The sequence below is a fragment of the Sphingomonas sp. P3_C5 genome, assembly GCF_056402635.1.
On record NZ_JBFUHA010000015.1, the window covers coordinates 45,107 to 62,276 of the forward strand.

A 17,170-nucleotide genomic window follows, 5' to 3' on the forward strand; every position below is an offset into this window, starting at 1 on the left:
CGCTTCCCAGCGGTTTTTCTTCCGGTCTGGCGTTGGGCGACCTTTAGGCAACAAGCCGCCTCGCTCAGCTGCGTGGTTTCCAGGTGATCACGCGCCAGAGATAGACGAGGGCTATCACCGCCATGATAGCGATAGCGGCCGGGCCGACGAACCGGTCGAGCTCCCGGAAGTTCGTGCCGAGATAATAGCCGGCGCCGGCGAGGATGCTGTCCCAGATCGCCGCGCCCGCTGCCGTCCAGAGCAGGAATCGCCAGTGCGGCATGCAGGCCATACCGGCGGGAAGCGAGACGATCGTGCGGAAGGTCGGCATGAAGCGAAACACGAACACGACCCATTGGCCGTGGCGCTGGAAGAAGTCGTGTAGCCGTTCGACGTCGTGCCATTCGACGGTGAGCCAGCGGCTGTAGCGCTCGACGCTGGGCTGCAGCCCGCGATAGCCGAAGTGTCGGCCGAGCGCGTACCAGCAATAATTGCCCGCGACGCTGCCTGCGGTGCCCCACAGGATCAGCGGCACCATCTCCATCCGCCCTTGCGCGACCGCGATGCCGCCCAGACCCATGATCACTTCGGAGGGGATTGGCGGGAAGATATTCTCGAGCGCCATCAGCAGGAAGATGCCGAGATAGCCTCCCCAGGTGATGAGGGTGATGATGAGGTCGGTCACTTCTTCCCCTCTCCTTTCAGGAGAGGGGCAAGCTGCGCAGCAGCGCGGGGTGCGGTTGAGTGCGTGACGATCATGCTGGTCACCCTCACCCTTCCCGTCACTTCGTGACGGGCCCAGTGTTGGGTCGGTCATGCCCCCGGCATGACCTGAACAGCGCGGGGCGATGTTCACCCAACACTCCTCTCCCGCTGGGAGAGGGAAAAAGATTTACGCACGTTCGACCTTGGCCTCGATCGCATCCCAGATCAGGCCGGCCACGTCGGTCCCGTCGAAGCGTTCGATCGCGACGATGCCGGTGGGGGAGGTGACGTTGATCTCGGTCAGCCATTTGCCGCCGATCACGTCGATGCCGACGAACAGCAGCCCGCGCTTCTTCAGTTCGGGGCCGAGGACTGCGCAGATCTCCTCCTCTTCGGGCGTCAGGATCGACTTTTCAGCCGAGCCGCCGACCGCGAGGTTGGAGCGGATCTCGCCAGCGCCCGGCACGCGGTTGATCGCACCGGCGACCACGCCGTCGACCAGGACGATCCTTTTGTCGCCCTTCGCAACGTCGGGAAGGAAGGCCTGGATCATGTGCGGTTCGCGATAGGCGGTGTTGAACACCTCGATCAGCGCCGAGAGATTGGCGCCGTCGCTGCCGACTTTGAAGATCGCCTTGCCGCCATTGCCGTGGAGCGGCTTGACCACGATCTCGCCGTGCTGCGCGAGGAAGGCGCGGGCCTCGTCGAGCGAGCGGGTCACGAGCGTCGGCGGCATGAACTGGGCGTAGTCGAGGACGAAGACTTTTTCGGGCGCGTTGCGGACGCTGGCCGGGTCGTTCACCACCAGCGTCTGATGCGCGATGCGCTCGAGCAGATGGGTGGCGGTGATATAGCCGAGGTCGAAGGGCGGATCCTGGCGCATCAGCACGACATCGGCTTCCTTGCCGAGGTCGAGGCTGAGCGGTTGGCCGAAGCTGAAATGATTGCCGGGCACGCGCTGCACCGTCACCGGATGGGCCTTCGCCCAGACGCGGCCATCGGCATAGTTCAGGTCCTCGGCGGCATAATGATAGAGCCGGTGTCCGCGCGATTGCCCCGAGAGCATCAGCGCGAAGGTCGAATCGCCCGCGATATTGATGCTGTCGAGCGGGTCCATCTGGACGGCGACGGAAAGGCTCATGTCATTCTCCCGGGCGGAGGCGGCGATGTAGGGTGGGTCTTGGCGAATGTCACCCGATCCAGGCATTCTCGATATGGCGCGGGCGGGTGCCGGGTGCGAGCAGGATGACGTCGACGCGGATATCGTCGCCGGGGCCGGCGTACTTCGGCATCAGATATTCCGCGGCCCGGGCGACCCGCGACAGGCGGTATTCGTCGATGGCGTAGTCGAGTTCGGCGGCTGTGGCGCGGGATTTTACCTCGACGAAGGCGATGAGATTGCCGCGGCGCGCGACGATGTCCACTTCGCCTGCGGGGGTGCGGACGCGGCGATCTAGGATGCTCCAGCCCTTGAGGCGGAGCCACCAGCCGGCGAGGCGCTCGCCGCGGCGGCCTGAGGCTTCGGCGATGCGACGGTCTCTCACTCCCTAGTTCCTCCCCGGAACGGGGAGGGGGACCACGAAGTGGTGGAGGGGCTTGGAGCGCGGCAGCGTGGCCGCGCTCCAAGCCCCTCCACCACCCGCCGAAGAGGCGGGCGGTCCCCCTCCCCGTTCCGGGGAGGAACTAAGGGGGCCGTCCGTCACTTCTTCAATTCCAGAGCGCGCGCGTAGAGTTCCTTGCGATCTACCCCCAGGCGTTTCGCGACCTCGCTTGCCGCCTGACCGGTTGAGAGGCGTGTCAGTGCCTCCACGAGCGCCGCCTCCGCATCATCCACGCTCGCTGCTTCAGGCTCGCCTGGTGGGCCGACCACGATGACGATCTCGCCTTTGGGCGGCGCATCGGCATAGCGGGCGGCCAGCATCGAAAGCGTGCCGGTTACCGCTTCCTCGAATCGCTTGGTGATCTCTCGCGTCACCGCCGCCTCGCGATCACCAAGGCCTTCAGCCAGCGCGGCGAGCGTCGCGCCGAGGCGTGGGCCTGATTCGTAGATCACCAATGTTGCGCGCACCGCGCCAATTTCGGCGATCGCCGCCGCGCGGGCCTGCGCCTTGGGTGGAAGGAAGCCGCAATAGAGGAAACGGTCGGTCGGCAGCCCCGCAAGCGTCAACGCAGCGATGGCGGCGCAGGGGCCGGGAATCGTCACCACAAGATGGCCGGCCGCGCGGGCGTCGCGGACCAGCTTGTAGCCGGGATCGGAGATCAGCGGCGTCCCCGCGTCCGACACCAGGGCGACCGCTTCAGTGCCCATCCGCGCGATCAGGCCAGGGCGGACATGTTCGGCATTATGATCATGATAGGGTGTCATTGGCCGCTTCACGCCGATATGGCGCAGCAAGCCCGCCGTCACACGCGAGTCTTCGACTGCAACTACCGCTGCGTTCGAGAGTATATGTGCGGCACGCGGGCTCAGGTCACCGAGATTGCCGATCGGGGTGGCGACGATATAGAGACCAGGCGCGAGTTCGGCGTTCATTGGGAGCAGTCATGGCAGAGGGCGTATCGGTACTGCAACGGGGCAGAGGGATTCTTCGCACCGCAATCATAGCGGGAGCAGTGATCCTGAGCGGGTGCCAGTCAGTGGTACCACGCAGGCCGGGCCCAGTCGCGCCGCCCGTTCGGCCAGCTCAGGTTGAGCCCCAGCGAGTCGAGCCCGGCATCCCGACCGACGTCGCACGCCACCGCGTCGCCTTGCTGGTGCCGTTGACCGGCACCAATGCCGGCGTTGGTCAGAGCCTCGCCAACGCGACCCAGATGGCGCTGCTCGACACCAAGAACGAGCGGGTGCGAATCACCACTTATGATACCAATGGCGGTGCCGCCGCGGCGGCGCAAAAGGCGCTGGCCGATGGCAATCGCCTGATCCTCGGGCCGCTGCTCGCCGACGATGTCAAGGCGGTGGCACCGATCGCGCGCCGCGCCGGCGTGCCTGTGGTCAGCTTCTCCAACGACATCACGGCCGCCGGCAACGGCGCTTATCTGATGGGCTATGTTCCCGGCCAGTCGATCGAGCGTGTGGTCGGATATGCCAGGGCGCAGGGTGTTTCCGATTTTGCCGGGCTGGTGCCGAACGGCACGTATGGCGAGCGCGCGTCGAGCGCCTTCCTCCGCGCGGTCGAACGGGCCGGCGGGCAGGTGCGTTCGCTCCAGACCTATGATCGCGCCGCCGGATCGTTGAGTGCGGCGGTTACGCGCATGGCGCCGAACGGGCCCTATGAGGGGGTGCTGATCGCCGATGGCGGCGCGACCGCGTCGCTTGCGGTGCCGATGGTGCGCAGGAACGGTGGCGGTGCTGCCCATGTGCTCGGCACCGAGCTGTGGAACTCGGAAACCTCGGTCGCGACACGGCCGGCGCTGGCCGGCGCGTGGTACGCGAGCGTTTCGAACACGCTCTATCGCCAATACGCGGCCAAATATCGGGCGCGCTTCGGTGTCGGCCCGTATCGGCTGTCGAGCCTTGGCTATGATGCGGTGCTGCTGACCGTCCGGATCGCCCGTGACTGGCCGATCGGGAGCCCCTTCCCCGAGGAGCGGCTGCGCGATCATGACGGATTTGCCGGCATCGACGGCGCTTTCCGGTTCGGCCGCGACAGCGTCGCCGAGCGGGCGCTCGAGGTGCAGGAGATCCGTGGCGGGACGACGGTGGTGGTGTCGCCGGCGCCGAGCGGATTCGGGGATCGCTAGAACTGATCCACATTCGGGCCTCGGTCTTCGCGGCTCAGTTGAATGGGTTCTCGCAAAGGCGCGAAGGCGCGAAGGAATATTCGGGCATGCTTGCGTTGGCATTCGTGACTCTGCCGTGCAGGCCAGCGTGGATTGGCATGGCCTTCCTGCACAATCTCCCTTTGCGCCTTCGCGTGAACCACTTCTAAGCGCCGACCTGCGCGCTGAAGGTCGATCAGGCCGCGTCGCGGACGATCTCCGGCAGGATCGCGTCGAGCAGAAGCATTCCGGCGTCAGTGATCGTCAGCCGATCTTCGCAGCGGAGGAGCAGGCCCTGTTGTTCGAGACGATCGGCGGCGGACCTGCTGATCAGGGCGTCGATGCTGGTCTCGCCGAGCGCTGCGATCCGGGCGAGGTCGACGCCTTCGCGCAGCCTTAGCCCCATCAGCAAGGCCTCGGTGGCGCGGGTATGTGGGGCGAGGACTTCCTCGAGCTCGATGCCGTGCTGGTTGCGGTCGATCGCCGTCATCCAGTTTTCGGGCTTTTTACGACGCACGATTGCGAGGCCGCCGCGTCGGCCATGCGCGCCGGGGCCGATCCCGGTATAGTCGCGGTAACGCCAATAAGTGAGGTTATGGCGGCTCTCGGCGCCGGGCCGGGCGTGGTTCGAGATTTCATAGGCCGGAATACCGGCTGCCGCAGTGATCGCGCGAGTGGCCTCGAACAGATCGGCGCCATGGTCGCTGTCGGGGATGACGATCCGCCCCGCCGCCGCCTCGGTGGCGAAGCGGGTGCCGGGCTCGATCGTCAGCTGATAAAGCGAGAGATGCTCGGTGCCGAAGCCGATCGCGCGGGCGAGCTCGGTTTCCCATGCGGCAAGCGACTGGCCTGGGCGGGCATAGATCAGGTCGAAGCTTACCCGTGCGAAAGCGCGCTGTGCTGTGTCGAGCGCGGCCAGGCCTTCCGACACGTCATGCGCGCGGCCGAGAAAGTGCAGCGCTTCATTGTCGAGCGCCTGCAGGCCCAGCGACACGCGGTTGACGCCGGCGGCGGCGATGTCGGCGAAGCGTGCCGCCTCGACCGAGGAGGGGTTGGCCTCGAGCGTGATCTCGATATCGTCGATGAATCCCCAGGCCGATTCAGCGGCGCCGATCACCGCAGCGACTGTCTCGGGTGGCATCAGCGAGGGCGTGCCGCCGCCGAAGAAGATCGAACCGAGCTTTCGTCCCGGCGTCTCCGCCGCTTCATGGGCAAGGTCCGCGAGCAGGCCGGCGCGCCACGCTGCCTGGTCCACGCCTTCGCGGACATGGCTGTTGAAGTCGCAATAGGGGCATTTCGAGACGCAGAACGGCCAATGGACATAAAGCGCGAGCGGCGTCGTTTGGGGATCATGCATGGGCGCCCCATATGGTCGCCTGAGGGAGATTGGGAAAGATGCGGCGCAGATGGGATGTCGGGTTGATGGCGCTGGCGCTTCTCGCTGGCTGTTCGGCTGACTCGCAGCCGCAGCGCGTGGTCGAGAAGCGTGCCTTTTCAGGCCAGGCGCCGCGCGGCACCGCCTTGCTCCGCCAGGCGATGATCGCGGGCCATAATGAAGCTCGTGCCGCTGCCGGCGTGGCGCCGCTGAGGTGGAACGTGACGCTGGCCGCCGATGCGCAGGGTTATGCGAACGAGCTGGCGCGTACCGGACGGTTCGAGCATTCGCACGAGCCGCGGGGGAGAGTGGCTGAAGGCGAGAATCTGTGGACCGGCACGCGCGGCGCTTATCGCTATGAGGAGATGGCGGGGCATTGGGTTGACGAGGCCCGCTATTATCGTCCGCGTCCCACTCCCGATTTCAGCACGACTGGGCGCGGGGAGGATGTCGCGCATTACACCCAGATCATCTGGCGCGGCACGACGGAGTTCGGCTGTGCGACCGCGAGCAATGCGACGGATGAGTATCTGGTGTGCAGGTATACGCCGCCGGGGAATGTGATGGGGCGGATGGCGCTGTGAAAACCCTTCTCCCGGCGGKAGTTTTGCCGATCGCCGGGTCGAAATGCCCCCCCGGGCATTTCTAAACCATGCCGGGGGCATGGTTTACCCAGTGATCGACAAAACTGGTGGCGCGAAGCGCCGGATGAGGGTGAATTAGGACGAGAGACGTCACCCTCACCCTTCCCATCGCTATGCGATGGGCCCCTTCCCTCTCCCGCTGGGAGAGGGAATTAGAAGACCGCTGCCATCATCTTTTCGAACGCCATGGCGCGGTGGCTGATTGCTTTTTTCGCGTCGGGCATTTCGGCGAAGGTCAGGTCGCTGCCTTCGGGCGCGAAGATCGGGTTGTAGCCGAAGCCGCCAGTGCCGCGTGGCGGCCACACCAAAGTGCCGTCGACCCGGCCTTCGAACCATTCGACATGGCCGTCGGGCCAGGCGAGCGCGAGGACGCAGACGAAATGGGCGTTGCGGCTGGCATCGGGGCCGGTCGCTTCGATCGCGTCGTTGACGCGCTGCATCGCCACCTTGAAGTCCTTCGCCTCCCCGGCCCAGCGGGCTGAGAAGATGCCTGGATCGCCGTTCAGCGCATCGACGCAGAGGCCGCTATCGTCGGCTAGCGCGGGCAGGCCGGTCAGGTCGGCGGCCTGAAGCGCCTTCAGTTCGGCATTGGCGAGGAAGGTGGTGCCGGTCTCCTCGGGCTCGGGCAGGTCGAGATCGGCCGCGGAGACCGGCTCGATCCCGTAGGGCCCGAGCATTTCGAGGATTTCGCGGACCTTGCCCTGGTTGTGGCTCGCAATGACGAGCTTGCCGGGTTTCAGCTTGCGGATCGCCTGCGGAGCCACGTCCTCGGTCATTTTGCGACTGCCTTTGCCTGGGCAGCGAAGATATCCGCGCAGCCGATTCGGGCGAGCCTCAACAAGCGGAGCAGCGCCTCCTCGTCATAGGTCGCGCCCTCGGCGGTGGCCTGTGCCTCGGCGATATTGCCGTTTTCGAGCAGCACGAAATTGGCGTCCGCATCGGCGTTCGAATCCTCGTCATAATCGAGGTCGAGGACTGGCGTGCCCTTGTAGATGCCGCACGAGATCGCCGCGACCTTCTGGGTCAGCGGGTCTTCGGTCAGCTTACCGCTCGCCAGCAGGCCATCGATCGCCAGCCGGAGTGCGACCCAGGCGCCCGAGATCGACGCGGTGCGGGTGCCGCCATCAGCCTGGATCACGTCGCAATCGAGCACGATCTGGCGTTCGCCGAGCAGTTTCATGTCCGTCACGGCGCGCAAGGAGCGGCCGATTAGCCGCTGGATTTCCTGGGTGCGACCCGATTGCTTGCCCTTGGCCGCCTCGCGCGATCCGCGGGTATGGGTGGCGCGGGGCAGCATGCCATATTCAGCCGTCACCCAGCCTTCGCCGCGACCACGCATGAACGGCGGCACCTTCTCCTCGACCGAGGCGGTCACCAGAACCTTGGTATCGCCGAAACCGATCAGGACAGAGCCCTCGGCATGGCGGGTGAAGCGCGGTTCGATGGTGATCGCACGCATTTGGTCGGGGGTGCGGCCGGATGGGCGCATAGATGAATCTCCTGAGGGTAAGGCTCGCCCTAACCCTGCCTTTCCTCACTGTCACCCCTTCCGGGGCGCAGCGAATGAAGGAGGGGCGTGACAAGTGGCGTTGAGGCGGGCAGCGTAGGTGCTTACATGACACCCATGCCTGCGCCCCCTATCACCGAACTCAATGATCGCGCCCGCGACGTGTTTCGCGTGGTCGTGGACTCCTATCTCAATACCGGCACGCCGATCGGCTCACGGACGATCGCGCATCTCTCCGGGCTGAACCTTTCGCCGGCCTCGATCCGCAATGTGATGCAGGATCTGGAAGAACTCGGCTTGCTCGCCGCGCCGCACACGAGCGCCGGGCGGATGCCGACTGAGACCGGGCTTCGCCTGTTCGTCGATGGCATGATGCAGGCGCTCGAGCCATCGCCTGAGGAGCGCGCCGCGATCGAATCGCGTGCGCACCAGGCGGGGCCGGTCGAGGAGGCGCTGGCGGCGACCACCGCAGCGCTGTCGGGCCTTTCGGCCTGTGCCGGGCTGGTGTTGGTCCCAAAACGCGAGCTGGTGCTGCGCCAGATGAGCTTCGTGCCGCTCTCCGCCGACAAGGCGCTGGCAGTGCTGGTCAGCGAGGAGGGTTCGGTCGAGAATCGGGTGATCGACCTGCCGGCGGGGGTGAATCCGTCGGCGCTGGTCGAGGCCGGCAATTACATGACCGCGATGCTCTCCGGACTGACGCTTGCCCAGGCACGCTCACGGATCGAACGCGAGATCGGCGAGGAGCGCGCTTTGCTCGACACCGTCGCGCGCACCTTGATCGAGCGCGGCCTCGCGATCTGGAGCGAGGATGGCGATCGTCGCCCGGTACTGATCGTGCGCGGCCAGGGCCGGCTCATCGACGCCGCCGCTGCCGCCGACCTCGAACGGATCAGCGATCTGCTCGACGATCTCGAGGGCAAGCAGGAGATCGCGCAGCTGCTCGACAGTGCCGGCGCGGGCGATGCGACCCGCATTTTCATCGGCGCGGAGAATAAATTATTCTCGCTTTCGGGATCATCGGTCATTGCGAAACCGTTCCGCGGGCTTGATGGGCGCGTGGTCGGTGTGGTCGGCGTAATCGGGCCGACTCGGTTGAACTATGCCCGTGTCGTGCCCATGGTGGATTTCACCGCCGCGACACTGGCGCGGCTGATGCCATAACAGGATTGAAGCGAAGACATGATCGAAGACGAAAAGATCGAGACCGCGGACACCAACGACGCGGCCGACCTGCGCGAGGAAACCGCTGAAGGCGCGCCCGAGCTTGCCGAGCACGACCGTTTCGCGACGCTCGAGGCTGAGCTGGCCGAGGCGAAATCCTCTCTGCTCTATGCCCATGCCGAGGCACAGAATGTCCGCCGCCGCGCCGAGAAGGAAGCGATCGACGCGCGCGCTTATGCAGCGACGTCCTTTGCCCGCGACCTGCTGTCGGTTGCTGACAATCTGGCCCGTGGCCTCGAAGCGATCCCGGCGGAACTGCGCGACGACGAAAAGCTGAAGGGCGTGATTGCCGGGCTGGAAGCAACCGGGCGCGAGCTCGAATCGGTGTTCCAGCGCCACGGCATCAAGAAGATGTCGACGATCGGCGAGACGCTGGACCCCAATTTCCACCAGGCGATGTTCGAGCTGCCCAGCGACAAGCCGGTCGGCACGATCGTTCAGGAGATGCAGCCTGGCTATATGATCAAGGACCGGCTGTTGCGGCCGGCTCTGGTCGGGGTGGCGAAGAAGCCGGAGTGATCTTTTAAAAGCCTCTCCCCTTCAGGGAGGGGTTGGGGTGGGGCAGTCAACTCAAGCTCCTGCCTCGGTGAGACATCCCCCACCCCCAACCCCTCCCCTGAAGGGGAGGGGCTTGCTGGAGCCGCGGGTAATGGGTCTGAATTCAAACCTCACCACCGATCGCCCGACCTTCGTCACGCATCTCGAATGTTCGATGACGGGCGAGCGCTATGAGGCGGACATGCTGCATGGCCTGTCGCGGGTGGGGCGGCCGCTGCTGGTGCGGTACGATCTCGATGGGGTCCGCGCCGCGCTGTCGAGAGAGGCGCTGAGCAAGCGCGAGACTGATCTGTGGCGCTGGCGCGAGCTGCTACCGGTGCGCGACACCGCCGATATCGTCAGCCTCGGCGAGATCGAGACGCCGCTGGTGCCGATCCCGAAATCGGGAGGCAGCTCCCATGTGCTGGTGAAGGACGAGGGACGGCTGCCGACCGGTTCGTTCAAGGCGCGGGGCCTGGTCATGGCGGTGGCGATGGCCAAGGCGCTTGGTGTCACCAAAATCGCAATGCCGACCAACGGCAATGCCGGCGCGGCGCTCGCTGCCTATGCCAGCCGGGTCGGGATCGAGACGATCATCCTTTGCCCCGACGATACGCCTGAGATCAATGTCCGCGAGATCGCGGTGCAGGGCGGGCGGGTCTATCGCGTCAACGGGTTGATCGACGATTGTGGGGCGATCGTCGGCCGGGGCGCCGCCGAGGGGCGCTGGTTCGATTTCTCGACGCTGAAGGAGCCCTATCGGATCGAGGGCAAGAAGACGATGGGGCTGGAGCTCGCCGCCCAGTTCGGCTGGAAATTGCCCGACGCGATCTTCTACCCGACCGGCGGTGGTACCGGGCTGATCGGCATGTGGAAGGCGTTCGACGAGCTCGAAGCGCTGGGCTGGATCGGGCCTGAGCGGCCGCGGATGTTTGCGGTGCAGGCGTCGGGGTGCGCACCGATCGTCCGCGCGTTCGAGGCGGGCGAAGAGCATGCCGAGCGCTGGGAGGATGCGGCTACGGTCGCCGCCGGGATTCGCGTGCCGAAAGCGGTCGGCGATTTCCTGATCCTGCGCGCGGTTCGGGCGAGCGGCGGGCAGGCGGTCGCAGTCGGTGATCCTGCGATCCTCAGAGCAGTCGATGACTGCGCCCGGCGTGACGGATTGTTGCTGTGCCCTGAAGGCGGGGCGACGCTGGCGGCTTACCGCGAGGCGCTGCGCAACAGGCTGGTCGATGAGGACGAGCGCGTGGTGCTGTTCAACTGCGCGACCGGGCTGAAATATCCGATGCCCGAGGCGCCGAAGGTGCTCGACCGGTTCGCCGAGATCGATCTGGGGGCGCTTTAACGGGTCAGATGGTCTGCGCGCGGTTCGCGTCGCGGTGCTTCTTCAGATATTTCATGAAGGGCGTGCCGCCGGTGCCGATATCGGGATCGTTGCCGATGCCGGACGACGCCTGTTTGTTGATATAGTTGGCTGCATATTCGAGGTGCCGGGTGCGGAAGCGGGCGACCTGCTCGACACAGGCGTTGAATGCTTGCTTCAAGCCCGGCCCCTGCTCCACGGCGAAGTCGCGCAAATGGCTCGCCGCCTGCAGATCCTCGATGAATGCGCGGTGCCGGCGCGGGCGATAATGGTGGAGTTCGACCAGCAGGTCTCGCAACTCGTCATTCTCGTGCGAGACCTGGAACAGGGCGTCCATCGTCGGCACGATCGAGCTTTGCGATCCGGTCGGGCCGCGAAATTCCTGGGGCTTGCCTTCGAACTTCGCGACGCCTTCGTAGATCAGCCCTTCGGGCATGGCCGCGTTGTTCTTCCAGCCGTTGATGTAGAGCCGGATGCGGTTGTAATAAATATAGGGGTCGCACTTCTCGACCATGCGATCGAAGATCGCGATGATCGTCTCCCACACGCTTTCCATCTCGATCAGCATCGCCTCGACCGCGGCCGCGTCACCGGCGTCGCTTGCCCGGACGAGCTCGACCGCCAGTTCAAGCGCCCGGCCCGCAGTCGCTTCGATCGCGACGTGGATCTGGACGAACCATTCCTCGTCGAGCCCGCCCGCGAACCGCTGCACCTGCATGACATTGCCGATCGCAATCGGGCCTGTCGGATCGAGCCGGCACCAATTGTCGAGGATATAATCGGCATAGTTCATCACCGGCGGAACGCCGATCCGATCGGCCAGCGCGACGAAGGGCACCGCAAGGTTCGCCGCAAGTGCCCTTGGCGGCGTCGGTTCGCCCCAGACATGGGCCTGGACCAGAAAGGCATAGCGCACCATCGCGAGGCTGATCTGCGCGTCGCTGGCGGTGCCGAGGAACTGGTCCATGTCCGGTATCGGCAGGTCCTTCAGCCAATGGCGGATGCGGCCCGTGGTGACGAGCCCGGACAGCCGGGCAGCGGCGCTCTCGACCTCGGCAAAATCCGCGGGCAGCGTGATCTCGTCGATCTCGGCCTGCGACAGATAGCCGCGTTCGCCCGAAAGCCCGTAATGCGCCAGGCCGTGCAGGGTCATGGAAGAAGCGTCCTTCGGAGAAAACCGGTATCTGATGAAACTTTATTAGCCGAGCTGCGAGGTCGGCGCCAGTTCCGTGCCAACAAAAGCGGCGGTCGCCGCAATGTTGACAGCGGGGGCGGCGATGCGCAGGCTCATGGCGAGGCGACGGGGCAATCGCCCAACCTGATGTTTACTGTTGCACGAGTATCGATCGCAAATGGCCTATCGCATCCAATGCGCGCGCCGGTGATCCGATGACGTCCCCCCTCGGCTTCCTTGATAATGGCGGCGAGATGGGCGAGCGGATTGCTGCGCTCGATTGGTCGGAGCATCCGCTTGGCCCTGCCGAGCAATGGCCGGTGTCGCTCAAGATTGCAGTCAATCTCTGCCTTCACTCGACATTCCCCAGCGCCGTCTATTGGGGGCCAGGCCTCCATGTGATCTACAATGACGCCTGGGCGGTGACCTTTCCGGAACGGCACCCCGGCGCGCTGGGCCGGACGGGCGCGGAAGCGGGGTATGACAGTTGGGAGGTCATCGGCCCTCAACTCGAGGCGGTGTTGCGAACCGGCAAGGGGCTTTCTGCGACGGACGAGCATTTGCCGATGATGCGGGATGGCGAGGTCGTCGACAGCTGGTGGACCTACAACCTCTCTCCGATCTGCGACGAGACAGGGAAAACCCTTGGTGTCCTGAGCCAGGGGAATGACACCACCATCCGGGCTGAGGCGGAACGGACGCTCCGGGCGAGCGAGGAGCGGCTGCAGATGGCGCTCGACGCGTCCGGCGATGTCGGTACGTGGGAATGGGACCTGATCAATGATGTGGTGGTCGGCGATGACAGGATGGCGCGCCTCTATGGTGTCGATCCCAGGTTCGCTGACGAAGGTGCGCCGGCGTCCACCTATCTCCAGCATATTCATCCCGACGACTATGAGCCGCTCAGTGCGATAGTTCTGGCCGGGCTGGCGAATGGACGCCCGATTTCGCATGAATATCGCCTCGTCTTTCCCGACGGCACTGAACGTTGGCTGTCGATGCGGGGCAGGTGCCGCAATGGCGAGGACGGCCGCCCGGAGCGCTTTTCCGGCGTCAGCCTCGACATCACCGCAGCGAAGCGCAACGAGGCTGAGCTTCGGCATGCCAAGGAGGAGCGCGAGTTCATCCTCAATCTGGTCGAAAAGCTGCGCGCCCAGCAGGATCCGGATGATGTGATGCAGATCGCGGCTGAAGCGGTCGGGCGCCGCCTCGGTGTCCACCGCGCCGGGTTCTTCAAGGTGATCGACGATCGCATCCTCGAATATGGCGCTTGCTGGGTCGATGGCGTCCTGCCGCCCCTGACCGGTTCGGTGCCCACACTGAGCTTCGGCGAGGGGCTGGGGGACGTGATTCGGTCAGGCCGGACACTCGTCTTCGGGGCGCCGGACGACACTGTCCGCCCGCTGGATTCTGCGCTGGACGCAACTGAGACCAAGGCCGGGGTGAGCGTGCCATTCCTTCGCGGCGGGCGCTGGGAAGCGGGCTTCTATCTCAGCCACGGCGAGCCCCGCATCTGGACGCCCGAGGAGGTCAGTCTCGTCGAGGAGATCGCCCAGCTCTCCTGGGATGCTGCTGCCCGGGTCAGGGCGGCTGCCAGCCTGAAGGCGGTCAACGAAAGCCTGGCCGGCGAGGTGGCTGACCGCACCGCCGAGCGCGACCGGATCTGGGAGGTCAGTCGCGACCTGCTCGGCGTGCTTGATCTGAACGGCGTCTGGACCAGCGTGAACCCGGCCTGGACGAAAATGCTCGGCTGGCCGCAGGACCAGATTATCGGCCGCACCTCTGAATGGCTGCACCACCCTGACGATCTGGAACCCACGCGCCGCGAGATCATACAGGTCATTCGGGGGAAGGACAGTTCGGGGTTCGAGAACCGGTATCGCACCAGCAGCGGCGACTATCGTATCCTGTCATGGCAGGCGACGCGCGCCGAGGACCGAATCTACGTCACCGCGCGCGATGTGACTGAGGAGCGGCGGCAACAGGCCGCCCTGCTTGCGGCCGAGGAGCGCACGCGGCTGGTGCTCGAAGCGATGGATGGGGTTGGGGTGTGGACCTACGACATCGCGCTCGACCGCTTCTTCAGCGATGTTGGTTTTGCCGGCGTCTATGGCTTCGAGGCCGAGCGCGTCGGACAGGGCGCGACGCTGGCCGAAGTCATCGCACGCACCCATCCCGACGATCTCGGCCGTCTCCAGCAGGCGATTGCGCAGGTGCGCGAGCGCCAGGGGGATGACCAGATCGAGTATCGCATCGTGCATCCCGACGGCACGATTCGCTGGATCATGTCGCGGATTCACGTGCTGCTCGATGCGGCCGGGAATCGGGAAAAGGTGATCGGTGTCGGCATCGATGTGACGCGGCAGCGCGAGCTCGAAGACCGGCTCCGTCAGGCGCAGAAGATGGAGGCGGTCGGGCAGCTCACCGGCGGCCTGGCGCATGATTTCAACAATCTGCTGACCGCGATTTCCGGCGCGATGGAGATGATGCAGATGCGGCTGAAACAGGGCCGGATTGCGGATCTGCCGCGCTATATCGCCACGGCGCAGACCGCCTCGGGGCGTGCCGCGGCGCTCACGCACCGGCTGCTTGCCTTTTCGAGGCGGCAGCCACTCGATCCCAAACCGGTCGACGTCAACCGGCTGGTTGCCGATATCGAGGAGCTCGTCCGTGGCACTGTCGGCCCCGGTGTGGTGGTCGAGGTGATCAGGGAGGCGGCGCTGTGGCCGACGCTGGTCGATCCCAACCAGCTGGAAAACGCGCTGCTCAACCTGTGCATCAACGCGCGCGACGCGATGCCCGGCGGAGGTCATCTGACGATCCGCACCGCCAATATCTCGCTCGATGCACGCGGCGCGCACGAGCGCGATCTGACGCCTGGGGAGTATCTGTCACTCAGCGTCAGCGACACCGGCACCGGCATGACGCCTGAGGTGATCGCGCGCGCCTTCGACCCCTTCTTCACCACCAAGCCGATGGGGCAGGGCACCGGGCTGGGGCTGTCGATGATCTATGGGTTCGCGCGGCAGTCGGGCGGGCAGGTGCGGATCGAATCGGTGGAAGGGGAAGGCACGACGATGTTTCTCTACCTCCCACGGCATGATGGCCCGGTCGAAGATAGTGGCCAGGCCGGCCGGCGGGGCGAGGTGCCGCGTAGCGACAGGGGTGAGGCAGTGCTTGTCGTCGATGACGAGCCGGCGGTGCGGATGCTGGTGACGGAGGTCCTCGACGATCTCGGCTATGTAGCGATGGAGGCCGGTGACGGCCCCGAGGCCCTGGCCTTCCTGCATTCGAACACGCGGATCGATCTGCTGATTACCGATGTCGGCCTGCCCGGCGGGATGAATGGCCGGCAGGTGGCGGATGCCGCGCGCGCTGCGCGGCCTGAGCTGCCGGTGCTGTTCATCACCGGTTTCGCCGAGAATGCTGTGGTGGGGGATGGACCGCTCGAACCGGGCATGGAACTGGTGACGAAACCCTTTTCCATGGAGGCGCTTGGCGGGCGGATCAGGGAGATGATCGGGCGCCTCGCCTAGGCGATTACGCCGCCCGGTCGCGCGCCGCCGCCACATCGTCGCGCCGGCGCAGAAAGGGTGCGACCAGGTTCCGCGCGCGGAACCATTCCTGGCGTTCAGGCGCCAGCGTCTCGAAATTGCCGATCACCTTGCGACAATCGGGGCTGCGGCACTGGCAGATCATGTGCCAGTTCGATTCCTTGAGCGTGGTCGAATAGTCCCAGGCGATCTCCTCGCCCGGCGCGATCGGGCGGATCGCCACGAGGAACACCCCGTTCGCCGCGAACCGCAGGCCTGCGTTCGGCGAGCAGCTATGGTTGATCAGATCATCGATTCGCCCTGATGGACCCATATAATGTTCGGACGTCACCTGGAGGAAACGATCGCTCGCGCCGCGCATCAGGCTGGGCACGCGATCGGCGCGGAAGCGGCGGCCGGTGAAGCGGATAATGTCTTCGCCCTCGGCAAAGCCTTGCGCCGCATAGACTGCCTTGCCGAGATGAGTCTCGCCGACCGAGAACAGATTGGCCGCGGGTGCATAGGCATCGAGCACGTAAAAGCGCCCGTTGCGAAAGCCGAGCGAGCGCAGCGGATTGATCGTCGCGAGCCCGATCATGAACCAGATGCTGGCATGGCAGAGCAATTCGACGAGGAGATAGGCATATTCGCCGACCTGCTGATCGCCGCTGTGCCGAGCGACGAGCAAGGTCGCGAGATCGCCGATCGCCCACAGGCCCCAGGCGGGCGATCGTTCGCGCGTCCGATCCTGCCAGACGCTTTCCCAGGTCGGCCAGAAGCTGATTGGCACCGCCGCGACGACCAGCATATGCGCCCAGAAAGCGTTGCCCGAGCTGATCCAGAGCGCCAGCGCAGCGAGGCAGGCGGTCATGCAGGTCAACTCGCCACGGCTGGGGGCGCTCCAGTCCGAGCGGCGCCAGATAGTGGCGGTCACCATCGCACATGCTGTCGCAGACAGCGCCAGGACCCAGCTTTGTACGACATGCGGATTGACCGCCGCATAGGTGCCCGCCTCGACGGCGGTCGCGGCGCTCCAGATCAGCCAGGAGGCGCGATTAGGCTGGACAAGCTGACGACGAAGACCCGTCAGATAGACGGCATACCCCCCCAGGCTGCAGACGATCGCGACAATGAGCCAGAGGTCGATGGGCATGTCCGCTTACCATTATGGTTAACGGACATGTACTCGTGGTGAGGACTCTCGTCTACAGAAAGCGAGGAGTCACCGCGAGTCGTGAGGAATCCGGAGTCATCTGAATCACTTGGCTGGTGACTTTTCCCTCTCCCAGCGGGAGAGGGAGGGAGGAGCGGAGCGACGGAAGGGTGAGGGTGAATTGTCATCCTCGCGGTCGCCCTCACCCTCCCATGCTACG

The 17,170-nt window shown here is 65.4% G+C and carries 15 protein-coding genes; 6 read left to right on the forward strand and 9 right to left on the reverse strand.

All coding sequences use genetic code 11. From position 1 onward, the window contains the following. Positions 1 to 64 precede the first annotated feature (64 nt). From AC1DVS_RS24905 to rsmI, 4 genes are all read right to left on the reverse strand, one after another. A complete protein-coding gene (locus AC1DVS_RS24905; protein WP_478027191.1) occupies positions 65 to 664 on the reverse strand; it encodes a DedA family protein in 600 nt (199 codons plus the stop codon). Positions 665 to 871: 207 nt separating this feature from the next. Continuing rightward, positions 872 to 1,825, reverse strand: a complete 954-nt coding sequence (gene gshB, locus AC1DVS_RS24910; RefSeq protein ID WP_478027192.1) for a glutathione synthase — start codon at positions 1,823 to 1,825, stop codon at positions 872 to 874. 49 nt (positions 1,826 to 1,874) lie between these two features. Continuing rightward, positions 1,875 to 2,228, reverse strand: coding sequence for a YraN family protein (locus AC1DVS_RS24915; protein ID WP_478027193.1), 354 nt, complete (start codon positions 2,226 to 2,228; stop codon positions 1,875 to 1,877). 155 nt (positions 2,229 to 2,383) lie between these two features. Continuing rightward, the gene (gene rsmI, locus AC1DVS_RS24920; RefSeq protein WP_478027194.1) at positions 2,384 to 3,217 is read right to left on the reverse strand and encodes a 16S rRNA (cytidine(1402)-2'-O)-methyltransferase; all 834 of its coding nucleotides are present in this window, start codon (positions 3,215 to 3,217) and stop codon (positions 2,384 to 2,386) included. An 11-nt stretch (positions 3,218 to 3,228) separates the two neighbouring features. Between rsmI and AC1DVS_RS24925 the strand changes: the two genes are divergently transcribed. Continuing rightward, a complete protein-coding gene (locus tag AC1DVS_RS24925; protein ID WP_478027195.1) occupies positions 3,229 to 4,425 on the forward strand; it encodes a penicillin-binding protein activator in 1,197 nt (398 codons plus the stop codon). A 214-nt stretch (positions 4,426 to 4,639) separates the two neighbouring features. Here AC1DVS_RS24925 and hemW read toward each other — a convergent pair whose 3' ends face one another. Next, a complete protein-coding gene (hemW, locus tag AC1DVS_RS24930) occupies positions 4,640 to 5,800 on the reverse strand; it encodes a radical SAM family heme chaperone HemW (RefSeq protein WP_478027196.1) in 1,161 nt (386 codons plus the stop codon). A 38-nt stretch (positions 5,801 to 5,838) separates the two neighbouring features. Here hemW and AC1DVS_RS24935 point away from each other — a divergent pair, with 38 nt between their 5' ends. Continuing rightward, entirely contained in the window at positions 5,839 to 6,402 is a 564-nt protein-coding gene (locus AC1DVS_RS24935; RefSeq protein WP_478027197.1) for a CAP domain-containing protein, read from the forward strand. 212 nt (positions 6,403 to 6,614) lie between these two features. Here the strand turns inward: AC1DVS_RS24935 and rdgB are convergent, their stop codons facing one another. Continuing rightward, the gene (rdgB, locus tag AC1DVS_RS24940) at positions 6,615 to 7,238 is read right to left on the reverse strand and encodes an RdgB/HAM1 family non-canonical purine NTP pyrophosphatase (protein WP_478027198.1); all 624 of its coding nucleotides are present in this window, start codon (positions 7,236 to 7,238) and stop codon (positions 6,615 to 6,617) included. Further along, positions 7,235 to 7,951 carry a ribonuclease PH gene (gene rph, locus AC1DVS_RS24945; protein ID WP_478027199.1) on the reverse strand — a complete coding sequence of 239 codons (717 nt, stop codon included), beginning with the start codon at positions 7,949 to 7,951 and terminating at the stop codon, positions 7,235 to 7,237. The genes rdgB and rph overlap by 4 nt, the downstream gene beginning before the upstream one ends. A 135-nt stretch (positions 7,952 to 8,086) precedes the next feature. Here rph and hrcA point away from each other — a divergent pair, with 135 nt between their 5' ends. The 3 genes from hrcA to AC1DVS_RS24960 all read left to right on the forward strand — a co-directional run bounded on the left by hrcA (position 8,087) and on the right by AC1DVS_RS24960 (position 11,072). Then, positions 8,087 to 9,130, forward strand: coding sequence for a heat-inducible transcriptional repressor HrcA (gene hrcA, locus AC1DVS_RS24950; protein ID WP_478027200.1), 1,044 nt, complete (start codon positions 8,087 to 8,089; stop codon positions 9,128 to 9,130). 18 nt (positions 9,131 to 9,148) lie between these two features. Beyond that, positions 9,149 to 9,709: a nucleotide exchange factor GrpE gene (gene grpE / locus AC1DVS_RS24955; RefSeq protein ID WP_478027201.1), complete on the forward strand. Its 561-nt coding sequence runs from the start codon at positions 9,149 to 9,151 to the stop codon at positions 9,707 to 9,709. A 130-nt stretch (positions 9,710 to 9,839) separates the two neighbouring features. Beyond that, on the forward strand, positions 9,840 to 11,072 hold the full coding sequence (locus AC1DVS_RS24960) for a threonine synthase (protein ID WP_478027202.1): 1,233 nt from the start codon (positions 9,840 to 9,842) through the stop codon (positions 11,070 to 11,072). 4 nt (positions 11,073 to 11,076) lie between these two features. Here the strand turns inward: AC1DVS_RS24960 and AC1DVS_RS24965 are convergent, their stop codons facing one another. Next, the gene (locus AC1DVS_RS24965; RefSeq protein ID WP_478027203.1) at positions 11,077 to 12,243 is read right to left on the reverse strand and encodes a PrnB family protein; all 1,167 of its coding nucleotides are present in this window, start codon (positions 12,241 to 12,243) and stop codon (positions 11,077 to 11,079) included. Positions 12,244 to 12,479: 236 nt separating this feature from the next. Here AC1DVS_RS24965 and AC1DVS_RS24970 point away from each other — a divergent pair, with 236 nt between their 5' ends. Beyond that, the gene (locus tag AC1DVS_RS24970; RefSeq protein ID WP_478027204.1) at positions 12,480 to 15,800 is read left to right on the forward strand and encodes a PAS domain-containing protein; all 3,321 of its coding nucleotides are present in this window, start codon (positions 12,480 to 12,482) and stop codon (positions 15,798 to 15,800) included. 4 nt (positions 15,801 to 15,804) lie between these two features. On the opposite strand, the gene AC1DVS_RS24975 is transcribed toward AC1DVS_RS24970, so the two are convergent. Beyond that, positions 15,805 to 16,950, reverse strand: a complete 1,146-nt coding sequence (locus AC1DVS_RS24975; protein ID WP_478027205.1) for an SET domain-containing protein — start codon at positions 16,948 to 16,950, stop codon at positions 15,805 to 15,807. Between the last annotated feature and the right edge of the window lie 220 nt (positions 16,951 to 17,170).